At 65.7% G+C, this 14,114-nt stretch carries 13 protein-coding genes; 8 read left to right on the top strand and 5 right to left on the bottom strand.

All coding sequences use genetic code 11. The features are described 5' to 3' along the window. Positions 1–107 precede the first annotated feature (107 nt). Both G8760_RS25580 and G8760_RS25575 read right to left on the bottom strand, forming a co-directional pair. The gene (locus tag G8760_RS25580; RefSeq protein ID WP_166355674.1) at positions 108–863 is read right to left on the bottom strand and encodes a SurA N-terminal domain-containing protein; all 756 of its coding nucleotides are present in this window, start codon (positions 861–863) and stop codon (positions 108–110) included. Positions 864–1,035: 172 nt separating this feature from the next. Further along, positions 1,036–1,707, bottom strand: a complete 672-nt coding sequence (locus G8760_RS25575; protein ID WP_166355673.1) for a TetR/AcrR family transcriptional regulator — start codon at positions 1,705–1,707, stop codon at positions 1,036–1,038. A gap of 177 nt (positions 1,708–1,884) precedes the next feature. Between G8760_RS25575 and G8760_RS25570 the strand changes: the two genes are divergently transcribed. Together G8760_RS25570 and G8760_RS25565 are read left to right on the top strand one after the other, a co-directional pair. Beyond that, on the top strand, positions 1,885–2,331 hold the full coding sequence (locus G8760_RS25570) for an SgcJ/EcaC family oxidoreductase (RefSeq protein WP_166355672.1): 447 nt from the start codon (positions 1,885–1,887) through the stop codon (positions 2,329–2,331). Between the two features lie 230 nt (positions 2,332–2,561). Next, positions 2,562–3,188 carry a DUF4389 domain-containing protein gene (locus tag G8760_RS25565; RefSeq protein ID WP_166355671.1) on the top strand — a complete coding sequence of 209 codons (627 nt, stop codon included), beginning with the start codon at positions 2,562–2,564 and terminating at the stop codon, positions 3,186–3,188. 54 nt (positions 3,189–3,242) lie between these two features. Here G8760_RS25565 and G8760_RS25560 read toward each other — a convergent pair whose 3' ends face one another. Next, positions 3,243–4,037 (bottom strand): class I SAM-dependent methyltransferase, encoded by a 795-nt coding sequence (locus G8760_RS25560; protein ID WP_166355670.1) that lies wholly within the window; start codon positions 4,035–4,037, stop codon positions 3,243–3,245. A 232-nt stretch (positions 4,038–4,269) separates the two neighbouring features. Here G8760_RS25560 and G8760_RS25555 point away from each other — a divergent pair, with 232 nt between their 5' ends. Continuing rightward, positions 4,270–6,768, top strand: a complete 2,499-nt coding sequence (locus G8760_RS25555) for a M14 family zinc carboxypeptidase (RefSeq protein ID WP_166355669.1) — start codon at positions 4,270–4,272, stop codon at positions 6,766–6,768. Between the two features lie 132 nt (positions 6,769–6,900). Here the strand turns inward: G8760_RS25555 and G8760_RS25550 are convergent, their stop codons facing one another. Both G8760_RS25550 and G8760_RS25545 read right to left on the bottom strand, forming a co-directional pair. Then, positions 6,901–7,908, bottom strand: coding sequence for a hydroxyacid dehydrogenase (locus G8760_RS25550; protein ID WP_166355668.1), 1,008 nt, complete (start codon positions 7,906–7,908; stop codon positions 6,901–6,903). 129 nt (positions 7,909–8,037) lie between these two features. Further along, positions 8,038–9,174 (bottom strand): lactonase family protein, encoded by a 1,137-nt coding sequence (locus G8760_RS25545; RefSeq protein WP_166355667.1) that lies wholly within the window; start codon positions 9,172–9,174, stop codon positions 8,038–8,040. A gap of 81 nt (positions 9,175–9,255) precedes the next feature. Between G8760_RS25545 and G8760_RS25540 the strand changes: the two genes are divergently transcribed. The 5 genes from G8760_RS25540 (at position 9,256) to G8760_RS25525 (ending at position 14,068) form a co-directional block, all read left to right on the top strand. Further along, a complete protein-coding gene (locus G8760_RS25540; RefSeq protein WP_166355666.1) occupies positions 9,256–10,581 on the top strand; it encodes a Gfo/Idh/MocA family protein in 1,326 nt (441 codons plus the stop codon). Positions 10,582–10,683: 102 nt separating this feature from the next. Beyond that, positions 10,684–10,815: a hypothetical protein gene (locus G8760_RS30655; RefSeq protein WP_281355183.1), complete on the top strand. Its 132-nt coding sequence runs from the start codon at positions 10,684–10,686 to the stop codon at positions 10,813–10,815. Between the two features lie 265 nt (positions 10,816–11,080). Beyond that, complete coding sequence (locus G8760_RS25535; protein ID WP_166355665.1) at positions 11,081–12,256, top strand: Gfo/Idh/MocA family protein; 1,176 nt, start codon at positions 11,081–11,083, stop codon at positions 12,254–12,256. A gap of 112 nt (positions 12,257–12,368) precedes the next feature. Further along, on the top strand, positions 12,369–13,196 hold the full coding sequence (locus tag G8760_RS25530) for a sugar phosphate isomerase/epimerase family protein (RefSeq protein ID WP_166355664.1): 828 nt from the start codon (positions 12,369–12,371) through the stop codon (positions 13,194–13,196). A 14-nt stretch (positions 13,197–13,210) separates the two neighbouring features. Further along, on the top strand, positions 13,211–14,068 hold the full coding sequence (locus G8760_RS25525; protein ID WP_166355663.1) for a sugar phosphate isomerase/epimerase family protein: 858 nt from the start codon (positions 13,211–13,213) through the stop codon (positions 14,066–14,068). The last annotated feature ends 46 nt before the right edge of the window (positions 14,069–14,114 follow it).

Raw genomic sequence — 14,114 nt, 5'->3', positions numbered from 1 at the left:
GGGGGGGGGGGGGCGGGGGGGGGGGGGGGGGGGGGGTTGTGGGGGGGGGGGGGGGGGGGGGGGGGGGGGGGGGGGCCCCCCCTTCCCCCCCCCACCACCACAGCGGGTCAGTCCAGGTTGACCGTGATCTCTGCTCCCTCGCGGAGGTCATTGATGAGCGACTGCACGGTCTCGTTCTCGGCCTCGGCCCGCGCTTGTTCCTCTAGCTGCGGGCGCACCTCGTCGAACGGCGGCAGCTCCGAACCCGCGTCACCCATCTCTTCCTGCTGCGCCTCGGCCTCCTCGTAGAGCTCCATCAGCTCCTCCTCGGTGGGCTCGATGTCACCAGCCTCGTCGAGCAGCAGGTGGTCGACCTTAACCTGAACCTCGAGTTGGCTGAAGACCTCGTCCTCGCTGACGCCTTGTTCGGCGAGCGCGGCGAGGAAGTCGTCGGCGGATTCCATGCCGTTCTGGACGGCTAGGCCGTCCAGGGTTTCGTCTATGTCGGAATCCGACACCGTCAACCCGCGACCATCGGCCTCCTGTACGAGGAGTTCGGTGTCGACCATGGACTGCGCGGTCTGGTCCTTGAGTTGGTCCTGGTCGACCGGTTCACCGGACATTTGAGCCTGCATCGCCAGCTGCTGGTAGCGGGACTCGTAGTTGGTGACGAATTCGTCGCGGAGGATCTCTTCGCCGTTCACCACCGCCACCACATCGGGGATGCCGTCGAGGTCGGGCTCGGGCACCTCCTCCGCGCCGGGGACCTCGGCCTGGTCAGGAGCGTCATCGGCGGCGCTCGGGGTGTCGTCGTCCGATCCGCAGGCGGCGGTTCCGACAAGGATGGCTGCCAGGCCGGCGGCCAGCAGTAGCTTTCTGGACATGAGGGTCGTGCTCCTTTCGTGCGGGTAATCCCGCTCACCCGCACCGGTTTCTTCCAGGACAATCACGGCCGACGGCACCACGTTCGGCCCCCCTGGCCGTCGCACGCTCCCGTGTGAACGACGCGGGCGGCGCAAAGGTTTCGTGATCGACGACCGGGTTTACTGCTCCTGGTCACCGCTCTGGACGTGCCCAGCGTTCGGTGAAGAGTTCATAACCGGGCGGCTGCCCAGGCAGTGCGTGTGGTGCTCCGGTGCGCAGGCCGTCGAGGGCGATGGCGACGATCCGGCTGCGTGCGTTGCACGCGGCTGCGTTGAGGTCGGCGCGCCCTTGGTACCCGAGCTGCTCGGTCAACGGCGACCGGCTCAGCTGTTCAATCAGTAGGGCGATGTCCACGGCGGTGACGTCGGGGCGTAACACGCCAGCGTCATGTGCACGCCGGACAAGTTCCTCGACGGCCCGGTCGGAGCGGGTGTTCTTGTCCGCCATCTCGTCGGTGATGTCCACGGTACCGGCGATCGGATTAAGAACCGCCGTGCCGAACGAGATGGCGCTCGTGACGTAGTGCGCCAGGCCGTCCCAGGGGTCGTCGTGTTCGAGGCCCTCCTCGGCGGCATGGAGGTGTTGATCGAGGGAGATGACGGCTAAATGCTGGAACAGCGCGTCTTTCGACGCGTAGCGCCGATACAGGCTGCCGATCCCGACACCAGCCCGGGCGGCGATGGCGGACACGGAGGCGTGAGCTCCTTCGGCAGCTATGACGTCGCGAGCGGCCTCCAGCAATGCGTGGTCGTTGCGGGCGGCGCGGGCCTGCGGTCCTCGTTTGCGGCGACGGTCTTCGCTCACGTCGCCAGGATAGCGTTTGCGGAGCGAATTGCTCCGGGTTATATTATTCGGAGTGAATCGCTCCGAATAAACCGAGCGGACGCCGTCGTGAGTTGTGATCGGACACTGCCGCGGCCGGTACGTCCTTCCTGGGTCTCATCCGGTCGCATGCGTTGTAGGAATCAGGAGGCTTTCGAGATGAATCCGGACGAACTGCCAGCAGGTGAGAGGTCGGCAGGGGGAGACGCGTACGCCGTTGCCGCCATCCATGAGTTGATTGCCGCGGCGGAGAAGCACCAGAACGATCTCGACGAGTTTCTCGACCTGCATACCGCCGACGTGAGCATCGTCAACATCGCCGGGCGGCGGGTGCTCGGCAAGGACGCGCTTCGCGAGGTCATGGGGCAGGCGCTGAGTAGCCCCTTGGCTCAGGTTCTGACCACCACTGAGGTCGAGGACATCCGATTCGTCCGGCCGGACGTCGCACTGGTCAGCTGCGTCAAGCGGGTGTCGGACGGGCGTGACGCCGCCGTCCGCGACAACCCCGGCACCGCCTTGCCCGCCGCTGGGAGTCTGACCTACGTCGTGGTCCGCGAGGGGCGGCAATGGCGTATCGCATCAGCGCAGACCACTCCACGCCGCTAGGATCTCCGGCGCGACACATTGGGGTGTCGCGCCGGAGATCCGGCGCGACACACGAGCATCCCGACTCGCTCACCCGTTCACGGCGCTGGTCCGGCTTGGCGGAGGCGTCCCAGATTCCCCGAACTTCCGCATGGAGCCAGCTCGACCCGGGTAGCGTGATGGTCCATCGGTCGTGATCACGGGTGTCGCCAGCTCGTCGGGTGGCGCCCACGGTGAGGGAGGGATGAGCGATGGACGGCACGTATCCGGTCCAGTACTCCGTCGACTATCCAGAGCGCGGACTCAACCGGCTCACCACGGCACTGCGGCTGCTCATGGCCATACCGATTCTGATCGTGCTCGGGACCGTGTCGAGTGGTACGTGGCAGTGGACTCACGAAACCGGCACTCTTGTGGCCAGCGGTGCCGGCGGTCTGCTGTTCGTGCCGCCACTGTTGATGATCCTCTTCCGGGAGAAGTACCCGCGGTGGTGGTTCGAGTGGAATCGTGAGCTGCATCGGTTCGGCAACCGGGTGGTCGCCTATCTGGCGCTGATAGACGACCGCTATCCGGCTACCGACGAGCACCAGTCGGTCCACCTGGACTACGAGCACCCGGATGTGCCACAGGATCTGAACCGGTGGTTGCCGCTCGTCAAATGGTTGTTGGCCCTACCGCACTACATCGTGCTGTTCTTCCTGGACATCGCCGCCCTCGTCGCGGTTGTCATCGCATGGTTCGCCGTCCTGGTCACCGGCCGCTATCCGCGGGGACTGTTCACCTTCGTCGAAGGGGTGATCCGGTGGCACAATCGAGTGCTCGCCTACGCCGTGGTGCTGGTCACCGACCGTTACCCACCGTTCCGGCTGGCGCCCTGACCATGCTCGGATGATGGGCACCAGCTGACGGCGTCGCTGCGAGAAGGTGAGTCGTCAGGCGTTGGGGGTTGCCGCCACGACGGCCGCGTCTGCCCCATGCCGCCAGGCCACACCCGCCTCGCCGTAGGAGCTGGCGCGGAGGGTATCCACATGCCAGTGCGCCGGAGGGTTCCATTCGGCGGACGTCTGGCCACGCATGATCTCGGCGCGTTCGGCGACGATGGGCCCAAGAAACGGATCGGCCGCGACCCCGTCCCACCACTCCCGCCACGACATACTCGGCCTTGGCGGATCTCCGGCTCGATGTCGCATACGTGCGTTGACCGTCGCCAGGCCGGGCTCGGGCATGTGGTCGAGCACTATTAGCAGCCCGCCTGGGCGTAGGACATCCCGGATCTCCGCGTAGAGCTGCGTCAACCGCTCCGGTGGCAGGTAGTGCACGGTCATAACCGCCAGCACGGTGTCGTACCGGTGATGGGGGAGGTGTTGGCTCCAGCCCGGATCGTGAAGGTCGGCGTGGATCAGGTCGGTGTGAGGTGGAAGATGTTCGCGCGCGATGGAGGTCAGCACCGGGTCGAGGTCGAGTAGTGAGTACGACGCGTCGGGCCAGCGGCCGAGCACCTCGTGGCCGACTGATCCGGTGCCGCCTCCGAGGTCCAGCACTTTCGGGTGCCGGTGATCGAGGCAGGCGTCGACCGTGTCGAGGACGGCCTGTACGCCGGCTGTCCGGTTCGGCTGGTAGACCGCCATCATCTCGTCCCAACCGCGCGACCACCGCCGAAGTGCGGCGGACCGGGGGCTGGGTGGGTCGGTGTTGGCGCGGGCCGCGCCGCGGATCCGCGAAGGCACGCTGAACAGCCTAGCAAAAATGATAACAATTATTGCTATCTTGTCGGTGGGACTTGCTGGCCTTCTATGCCGGATACCGGTCCGGAATACCCGGCCATGCGTCATGTGAGACCAGGAAGTCCCCGGACGTTGATGTCGGCGCAGGGTGTTACCTCAAGAGCTGCTCAGAAGTTGATGCCGCTTTCTGGTCCATGTGCTTGATTTGGGTCCGATGTCCGTCTTTGGAGGTCTGATGTTCGAGCGCACCTCGTCACACCGGCCGAACCATACGCACCTTTCCCGGCGGCCCGCGCATCGCCGCCGGAAGCTGACGGCGAGTCTGGTAGCGGCCCTCGTCGCCATCCTTCCGGCGGGGATCGCGGTGGTACCCGCGCAGGCGCAGGACCCGACAGGCGGGTCGGCGGGAGCCGAAGCTTCCGCCGCCGATGTGGTGGAGATCGACTTCACTGACGACGTACCCGGTGCGCCGCCGGCCGACTGGTCGCCGCTGTGGCGGGACAGCACCTTCGTCGTGGAGGACGAACCTCTCCGCCTGGTGCACCGGGCGGAGACCTCCGGGCGGCAGGGGCTCAGTCCGGACGCGGTGGGTGTGGTGGCTGGCGACGTCGAGGTCAGCGCCCTGATGCGGACGACCTCAGCAGTGTCGGGCGGCACCCGGAAGATGATCATGCTGCATGCCGGTGGTGAGCCGGGAGCGGAAGATGCCTACTACGTGGACTTCCGGTGGTCGGGTAGTGAAGGGCCGTTCTTCCGGATCAACCGATACCGGGACGGGGCGTTCAGCACGCTGGCTCGCGGCCCGGTCCTCTCCGACACCCCGGTGGAGGCCGTCTGGTATCACGTCGTCTTCCAGCGTGCGGGCGACACCCTACGGTTCAAGACCTGGCCCTATGGACAGGACGAGCCGGCCGGCTGGATGGTGACCGCCACTGACACCGCCCACAACGAGGGTCTGGTGGCGGTCGGGCATCCCACCGGCGGAGCTGTGGTGACGGAGTGGGCCTACCTGGCCTCCGGCGCACCCGGCGAGGTTCCGCGCGCACCAGCGGGGCTCGTTCCGGCCCCGGAAGTGCCGGACCCGCCGTCATCGGTGGCGGTCGTCCCCCATCAACGTGAGCTGTCGGTCCGCTGGGACGCGGTGGAAGCCGCCGACTGGTACGAGGTCGAGCGGGACGGACAACTCGTCGCTTCGCCGTGGATGATGACCGCCTACGCTGACCCGCTCGCAGCGGCTGGCCAGGAGGTGTCGTACCGGGTGCGGGGTGTGTCGGCGGTGCTCGGTGCCGGGCCATGGTCCACGGTGGGAACCGGGGTGGCGGCCACGCCGCCGTTCTCGGACCATCTCACGCCGTTCGAGGCGAGCGGCGGTCAGATCACGTCGTTGGAGGATGAACAGGACTTCCTCGCCGAGGTGGCGGACCTGTCCGACCGGGTCGCGGTGGATCAGGTGGGGGAGAGCGTCGAAGGCAGGCCCATGCACCTGGTGCGGATCGGCTATCCCAGCGCACCGGAGCCGCACGAGATCCAGCAACGGCCCACCTTCTACGCGATCTGCACCGTCCACGGCAACGAGTGGACGCCGCGTGAATCGTGTCTGCGGCTGATCCGAGATCTCGCACTGACGGACGACCCCGACACCCTCGACGTGTTGCAGAACCACGCCGTCATCGTCACGCCTACCGCGAACCCGGACGGGCGTGCGCGGGGCAGCCGGGAGAACGCCCAGGGAATCGACGTCAACCGGGACTACCTGGCATTGCGGTCGCCGGAGGCGCGGGTCATCGTCGATCAACTGCGGACGTACGAACCTGACGTCGTCGTCGATGGGCACAACTGTTGCGACGATTCCGTCGTCGCGATGTGGTCGCAGAACCTCAATGTCGCGGCGGGGCTCCGGCAGGCGGGCCAAGGCTTGGTTCGGGACGGGCTGCTGAGCACGGCCGATCACCTGGGCTACACGAACACGCCGTCGCCGTTGAGCACCCTGGGCAACCCGCAGATCGCCCGGAACTATTCGGGTCTGCGGCACTCGGTGAGCATCCTGAACGAAGTGCGAGGCGGAGCGATCGCCGGCCGGGTTGAGGAGGCTGCTGGTTATCCGCAGGCCGCAACCAACCGCCGGATCCGTGCGGTGGCCGCGTTCGACATGGTGCTGGACTCCGCGATCACCTACGCGGTGGATCATGAGGACCAGATCGCCGCTGCTCGGGTGGCGTCTGTCGCCGCGGCCGAAGCCAACAGCGACCCGGTGTACCTCGGTGGCGACGAGAACCGGCCGCCTCGGCCCGAAGAGATCATCGAGCCAGCAGTCTGTGGCTATCTGGTGGCCGGCGACGAGTACACGTCGAGTGGTGCCGCCGACCAGTTCGCGGTGCACGGCGTGATCGGGACCGAGACGGGTGCGGGTGTTGTCCTGGTGCCGGCGGGACAGCGGATGGGGCGGCTGGTGCCACTCTTGCTGGATCGCCGGTCGCAGTGGGCTATCGCTGAGGCGGTGGAACTCGACGACGCGCGAGAGACGGTGGTGCTCCGGGACGCCGACACCGCGGTGCCCAACCACGCGGTACCCGGTGGCTGCACGGTGAACGACGTGATCTTGGACGAGCTCGACTGGCCGACCAAAGCCGCGTACGTCCGGCATGTCAGCGACACGGTGAACGGCCTGCGGTCCGACGGTGTGCTCACGGCGCGGGAAGCGGCCACCATCCGGCAGGCGGCACTCTCGTCCTGACCGGCTTCCGGCTCGCCGTTCAGCCCGGCGTCACCACGCGGTGAGAGCCGCCAGCCTCGGTTGAGCAGCCGGGGCACCACCCCAGGGGTGCCCCGGCTATCCACCGTCGGGTGAGTTGACGGTCGGCTGTCGTCAGGCGATGCGGCCGAGATCCGCGGCCGTGATTCCGTGTAGTGGTGGCAGGTCCTGGGTGTAGCGTTCCAGCTCGTCGAGGGCGGTATCGACGAGTCGGTGGATCTCGGTCTGCTGGGCGCCGGCCATGTGCGGCGTGATGAACACATTGGGTAGGTCCCACAGCGGCGAGTTGGCGCCGAGCGGTTCAGGATCGGTGACGTCGAGGATTGCCGAGAGACGGTCGGAGGCGCATTCGGCCTCGAGGGCGGTGGTATCGATCACCATGCCGCGAGCGGTGTTGATGATCGTCGCGTCGTCCGGGATCAGCGCCAGGCGTTCCTTGTTCAGCAGGTGCCGGGTGGTCGGCAGCGCGGGGGCATGGATGCTGACGATGGCGCTGCGCCGCAGCAGGTCGTCGAGGTCGACGTGGCTGGCCCCGGCGGCCCTGATCTGGGCAGCGTCGGCGTAGGGATCGGCGACGAGGATGTCGAAGTCGAACGGGCGCAGGAGGTTCACTACGCGGCGGCCGATCCTGGAGTAGCCGATGATGCCGACGGTGCGCTGGAAGTTGGAGATGAGGCCGGCCGGGCGGGTGTGACGGCGCAGCTGACGGTACTGATGGGCCGACTGGATGATGCGTTTACCGGCGAAGAGGATAGCGGCGAGGGTGTATTCGGCTACCGGCACGGCGTTGGCTTCGGCTGCGGTGGTGACCCGTAGCCCACGCTCCCAGCAGACCGGTTGGACGATCGATTTGACGGAGCCCGCGGTATGCAAGACGGCGCGGAGGTGAGGTGCGGCGTCGAGAACCGAGTTGTCGACAGGTGGGGCACCCCAGCCGGTCATCAACACCTCGATGTCGGGCAGCCGTTCACGGACATCGGGTGCGGTGAAAGCGGCGGCGTGGATAGGGTTGCCGGCCGCGGTGAGCTGCCGGAGGCGGTTGAGACGTAAATCGTCGAACCCGGACCGGAACGCATGGTCACCCATCACCAGCAAGGTGTGCGGGCGGTGCCGGTCGGTCATACATGCTCCTTCGGGGGCGGCGTGAAACGAGCTGGAAAGCGCATTCCAAGCCGAGTTTACCGGCGCCCCTCCCATGATCATGAACACTTTGCCGTGCGATAGCACGGCAAAGTGTTCATGATCATGGGGCTAGTGGGCGGGTAGAAGGCAGACCGGGAAGGCGACGTCGACGGGTTCGCCGACCGGGCTGGGAAGGCCGCTCGCGGGGTCGATCTCGAAGGTGGTCAGGGCGCTAGTGCGCTGGTTGACGACGTATAGGTGTTGGTCGGCGGCGATCATGTCCCACGGGTAGTCTCCGCCGGCCGGCACCGCGCCAATCGGGGTGACCGTAGAACCGTCGACGGCGAATGTTGCGATGGTGTTCGGGCCACGGTTGGCGACGTAACAGTATCGGCCGTCGGGGGAGAGCCGGATCGCGGAAGGGTAGCTGGGCTCCGGGCCGCCATCAGGGTGTGTGGTGACGGTGTAGACGACGGCGGGTGGGGACGAGGACAGGTCGACGACGGTGAGGCTCGAATCCAGTTCGCCGGCGACGTAGGCGTAGGCACCGGCGACGACGAGATGCCGTGGGCCGCTGCCGGGAGGAAGCTGGATCACGTCGACGGGAGTGAGGCGCCCGGCGTCAAGATCGAGTTCGTATCGGCGAATGGTGTCGGTGCCGAGGTCAACCGCGAGCACGTGTCCGCGTCCGTCTTCGATGACCGGATCTGTGGTGGCCATGTGGATGTGTGAGGTGCTCTGCCGGTCCGGGTGTGGGCCGCGGCCGTCATGGTGGACGACGTCGCTGGCCTCTTCGAGTGAGCCGTCGTCGTTGATGGGATGGACCGCGATGGTGCCGCTGCCGTAGTTGGCGGTAAGCAGATACCGACCACTGGGGTGGACGCTCAGGTGGCACGCGACGTTGCCACCACTGGAACGGATGGTGCCGAGCGGGCTGAGCGTGGAGCTATCCGCGGCGACCTGCCACGCGCTTACCGTCGCTGGGCTCTGCGCATGTGCTGCGTAGAGCACTGTCGAGTCAGCTGAGAGCGCGAGGTACATGGGGTTGCCGGCTTCCGGTGCGGCGGCCGCTACGGTCCGCACCTCGGGACCGTTGATGTCCAGCATGGTGATCCCGAATGCCCGTTTTCCTGGTTTACCTATGGCGGTTCCGCCGACGTAGAAGCGCATGGCGGCCATCTTTTCAGTTGTTCGGCGCATGGATTCGCCCGAGTCCGGCCGTCCGAGGTCGATCGCCGTGACGGCTGGTGGTGGTAGTCGTGCCATCTGATAGCCTTCAATGAAGGATGAGAAACCGGTTTCACGCCGTTTGGGACCATCTGGCGAGGCGGAAAGGAACTGTCGGAGATGGCACGGAAGCGATACGCAATGGTGGGGCTGGGTTCGCGGTCGCGGATGTTCAGTCAGGCGCTTCTCGCGGCTCACGCCGACGTCGGTGAGTTGGTGGCGTTGTGCGACGTCAACCAGGCGCGGATGGACTTCCAGAACAAACGGTTCGCAGAGCGGTTCGATGCTGCGCCGATCCCCACCTACGGCGCGAGTGAGTTCGTCCGGATGCTCCACGAGTGCGCGGTGGACGCCGTGATCGTGACGTCGATGGACCGCACCCATGATCACTACATCGTCGCGGCCATGGAGCACGGGTGTGACGTGGTCACGGAGAAGCCACTCACGACCGACGAGGTGAAATGCCAGCACATCCTCGACGCTCAACAGCGCACCGGCCGGGAACTCACGGTGACGTTCAACTACCGCTACGCGCCACGTAACAGCGCGGTGAAGGAGTTGATCGCCTCCGGCGCCATCGGTGAGGTGCAATCGGTGCACTTCGAGTGGCTGCTGGATACCCGGCACGGTGCGGACTACTTCCGCCGCTGGCACCGGGACAAGCGCAACTCGGGCGGGCTCATGGTTCACAAGTCCAGCCACCATTTTGACCTCGTGAACTGGTGGATCGATGCCGTTCCGCAGACCGTATTCGGCTTCGGTGACCTGCGCTTCTATGGCCGGGCCAACGCCGAGAACCGCGGTGAGCGGGTGCGATCCGATCGGAGCCACGGCAGCGGTGAAGTAGGAATCAATCCGTGGGCCATCGACCTCGCCGACGAACCAGAGCTAAAGGGCCTGTACCTGGATGCCGAACACGAGGACGGCTACATCCGGGACCGTAACGTGTTCAGCGACGGCATCAGCATCGAAGACGACATGGCGGTGCTGGTCAGGTACAACACGGGGGCTACGCTGACCTACCACTTGACGGCGTATTCGCCGTGGGAGGGATACCGCGTCGGCTTCAATGGAACCAAAGGCCGGATAGAACTGGCCGTGATTGAGCGGTCCTACGTCAGTGGCGAGGTCATCGACCCCAATGCGGCCGGTGCGGACCAGCCGGGTAATGAACCGATCGACCACACTCGGCTAACCGTGCAGAACCTGTGGGGTAAAGCTCGGCGAGTTGAGGTCGACGAGGAGGGTGGCGGCGGCCACGGCGGCGGTGACCGACGGTTGCTGGCCGATGTCTTCGGCGGCCGGAGCGAGCCGGATCCGCTCGGCCGGGCGGCCGGGCCCATCGACGGCGCCTACGCGATGCTGACCGGCGCGGCGGCGAACCGGTCGTTCGCAACGGGCCTGCCGGTCCAGATCGCGGATCTGGTGTCGTTTCCCGGCACCTGATCAACATCGATCGGGCCAGGTCGGTTCCTGTCCCCACCGGGATGGTGGCAAGTCGGTCCACCAGTCTGGCGGACCGCAGTGTAGGCGGTAGCGTACGGGGCCATGACCCAGAAACGAGTGCGGCATTGGGTTCGGCAGCTGACCACCTGGGCAAGGAACGCGGACGATGCGCTTCTCAGCAGCCCTGACGAGGCAGAGCTGCTGCTCAACCACCTGGCGGCTACCGCACCCTGATGTGCATCGAGTTCTGACCGATCTTGGCAGGCTCCATCCGGACAAGAAGATCGCAAAAGCCGCCCGGAAGGCTGCGTTCAAATTTATGAGGTCACGCGAACTCTAAGAACCCGCGCCGGTTCTATAGGGGCCGCGTGAGTTAGGGGCGGCTGAGGAACGGCCGTTCTGCCTGTCTTGATCATGTGCGACCTTGTCCCATCTTGGCGGGAATGGCCCGTAAATGATCAGTGAGGTCAGCTTGCACCGTTGCCGGTGGGCTCTGGCCATGAACGGGATGACGTCATGTCGTCTGGTAGTCTCTTGCGGAAGAGAAACCGGTTTCTCATCATGCTTGCGCTCACGAAGGGGTTTGTTCGTGCGGTTTGGGATTGTCGGTTGTGGTGTTATCTCATCGGCGCATGCGGGGGCGATTGAGGCTCTGGGGGATCGGGGGGAGCTGGTTGCTGCGTGTGATGTTGACAGTGCCGTCGCGGAGGCGTTCGCCGCTAAGCACGGGTGTGGTGTGGAGAAGACCCCTGGGGATTTGTTTGGCCGTTCGGATGTGGATGCGGTGGCGATTTGTGTGGCGAGTGGGTTGCACGCGGATCTTGCTGTGGCCGCGTTGGAGGCTGGTAAGCATGTGATCGTGGAGAAGCCGTTGGATATCACGTTGGCGGCGGCGGATCGGATTATTGCTGCCGAGCGGCGTTCTCTCGGGGTGGTGGCGACGATTAGTCAGCGCCGGTTCGAGGTGGCGGCGCAGTTTGTGAACCGGGTGGTGCGTGATGGTGACTTGGGTGCCATCACGTCGGGGATGGCGGAGTGTACGTGGTGGCGGTCGCAGCAGTATTACGACTCTGCGGGTTGGCGGGGCACGTGGGCGATGGATGGTGGTGGTGCGTTGATGAATCAGGGGATTCATCAGGTTGACATGTTGATCTGGATGTTGGGTCGGCCGGTGGAAGTGACGGCGTTTGCGGGGACTTTGGCGCATGAGCGGCTTGAGGTGGAAGACACGGTGGCGGCTGTGGTGCGGTTTGAGAGTGGGGCGATCGGTTCGTTGACGGCGACGACGGCGGCGAATCCGGGGTTGCCGTTGCGGTTGTCGGTGCATGGTGATGCCGGGTTGGCGACCATCGAGGGGAACAAGCTGGGGACGTTTGCGTTGGCGGATCCGGCTGCTGGTGTCACGAACACCTTGGCGAATCCTGGGGGCGCGGCGTCTGGTGACGGTGGCGGTAGGCGGGCGGCGTTGTTGGCTGAGGCCGATGAGATCCGTGTCGCGGATGTGGGCCGGGGTAATGGGATGAATCATCCGGCGCAGTATGCCGAGTTCGTCGATGCCGTTGATAACGGCCGAGCGCCGGCGGTGACTAGTGCGGATGGGCGTCGTGCGGTGGAGTTGGTGCTTGGTGTGTATGAGTCGGCGCGGTCTGGGCGGCCTGTGGCGTTGGGTGGTTGAGCCGGCGCGGTCTGGGCGGCCTGTGGCGTTGGGTGGTTGAGCCGGCGCGCGCGGTTGAACGGGCGGTGTCGTGTTGGGGTGTTGGTCCAAGAAGAGTGAGGGAGTCGTCATCGTGTGGACGTTGTCCGGGTTTGCTGATGAGATTTCGCCTGATCTTGAGGAACAGTGCCGGGTGCTGAGCGAGCTGGGTATCACCCACATCGAGTTCCGTAGTGCGTGGCGGACCAACGTGCTGGATCTCGACGATGATCAGTTGAACGCTGCGGCGCGGATTCTACGGCGATATGGCATCGCGGTGTCGGCGGTGGGGTCACCGATCGGGAAGATCGGTGTGGGTGACGATTTCGACGCTCATGTGGTGCGCCACGAACGAGCCCTTCAGGTGGCAGACGTGTTCGGCGCGCCGTACATCCGGGTGTTCTCGTTCTTCATTCCGGAGGGTTCCCAGCCGGGAGATCACCGCGACGAGGTGATGCGGCGGATGTCGACGCTTGCCGAGCTGGCCAAGAGGCACGGCGTGATCCTGGTCCACGAGAACGAGAAGGAGATCTACGGTGATGTGCCGTCGAGGTGTCTGGACATCGTCACCTCGGTGGGTTCCGATCACCTAAGGCTGGCCTGGGACGCGGCCAACTTCGTGCAATGTGGGGTGCGGCCGTTCACCGAGGGATACGCCGAGCTGCGCCCCTATGTCGACTACATCCAGATCAAGGACGCGCGGTTGGCCGATGGTGTGGTGGTGCCAGCCGGTGACGGCGACGGACAGGTGCCGGAAACAATCGCCGCCCTGCGAGCTGATGGGTTCGACGGCTTCTTCTCGATGGAGCCACATTTGAAAGCGGGCGAACGGTACGGAGGATTCAGCGGGCCGGAGCTGTTCACCAAGGCCACCCGAGCGTTCACCGCCATTCTTGATGCCCAGGGCATCACCTACCGCTAGAAGAGGGAGACGGCGTGCGGTTTGCTGTTTTTACCGTGAGCACACCTGAATGGGATCCAACGGCGGCGGCGAAGGAGCTGGTCGCAGCCGGGTACGACGGCGTGGAATGGCGGGTCGCTGAGCCCAAGGCATCAGCGGACGGTCAGCCGGGGTTCTGGGTGGGTAACCGTTGCACGTGGCCGGTGGAGTCGGTGGTTGACGACGCGCCGCGGATCAAGTCGGTGACCGAAGACGCCGGGTTGCGGATGCCGGCGCTTGGTACCTATCTGCAGCCGCACCAGCTCGCTGATGTCGAGCGGTTGATGCGGGTGGCCCGGGCGCTGGGGGTGCCGCAGCTGCGGGTGAGTTCAGGGCCCTACGATCCGACGACGAGTGTGACGGTGCAGTGGGACCAGCGGCGCGCCGAGTATGCCCAGGTGGCTGAACTGGCCGCGCAGTATGGGGTGCGGGCGAACATCGAGATCCACCACAAACAACTGACCCCGAGCCCACACGCCGCGGCCGCGTTCCTCGCCGGCCTCAACCCCGAGCACGTCGGCGTGATCTACGACATCGGGAACATGGTGTGGGAGGGCTGGACCGATTACCGGCTCGGTTTGGAGGCACTGGGCCCGTACCTGGCTCATGTGCAGGTCAAGAATGGCGTCAGCGTCACCGCGGCCACCCGCGCCGACGGCACGGTGGAATGGAAGAACGCCCAACGCACCCTCCGGGAAGGACTCGCGGACATACCCGCCCTCATGACCGCACTACGGCAGGTGGGTTACGACGAGTGGATCTCGGTGGAAGACTTCTCCGACCTCGGCCCACACACCCGAACCGACCGGATCGCCGACAACCTCACCTACCTGAAAGCAGCCCTGGAGTCCTGACATAGCGATGTCGCGCCGCTGAGCGGCACACCGTTTCGAGCGAGGA

The sequence above is a fragment of the Phytoactinopolyspora limicola genome (assembly GCF_011320225.1).
In the GTDB taxonomy this organism is placed as follows: Bacteria; Actinomycetota; Actinomycetes; order Jiangellales; family Jiangellaceae; genus Phytoactinopolyspora; species Phytoactinopolyspora limicola.
The sequence above is the reverse complement of the archived record's forward strand: the minus strand, read 5'-3'. Positions and strand labels throughout refer to the sequence as shown.

Bases quoted from the DNA above. Each gene is read 5' to 3' on its own strand.
- G8760_RS25580 (WP_166355674.1), bottom strand. From the start codon at position 863: ATGTCCAGAAAGCTACTGCTGGCCGCCGGCCTGGCAGCCATCCTTGTC.
- G8760_RS25570 (WP_166355672.1), top strand. From the start codon at position 1,885: ATGAATCCGGACGAACTGCCAGCAGGTGAGAGGTCGGCAGGGGGAGAC.
- G8760_RS25565 (WP_166355671.1), top strand. From the start codon at position 2,562: ATGGACGGCACGTATCCGGTCCAGTACTCCGTCGACTATCCAGAGCGC.
- G8760_RS25555 (WP_166355669.1), top strand. From the start codon at position 4,270: ATGTTCGAGCGCACCTCGTCACACCGGCCGAACCATACGCACCTTTCC.
- G8760_RS25550 (WP_166355668.1), bottom strand. From the start codon at position 7,908: ATGACCGACCGGCACCGCCCGCACACCTTGCTGGTGATGGGTGACCAT.
- G8760_RS25545 (WP_166355667.1), bottom strand. From the start codon at position 9,174: ATGGCACGACTACCACCACCAGCCGTCACGGCGATCGACCTCGGACGG.
- G8760_RS25540 (WP_166355666.1), top strand. From the start codon at position 9,256: ATGGCACGGAAGCGATACGCAATGGTGGGGCTGGGTTCGCGGTCGCGG.
- G8760_RS30655 (WP_281355183.1), top strand. From the start codon at position 10,684: ATGACCCAGAAACGAGTGCGGCATTGGGTTCGGCAGCTGACCACCTGG.
- G8760_RS25535 (WP_166355665.1), top strand. From the start codon at position 11,081: ATGAACGGGATGACGTCATGTCGTCTGGTAGTCTCTTGCGGAAGAGAA.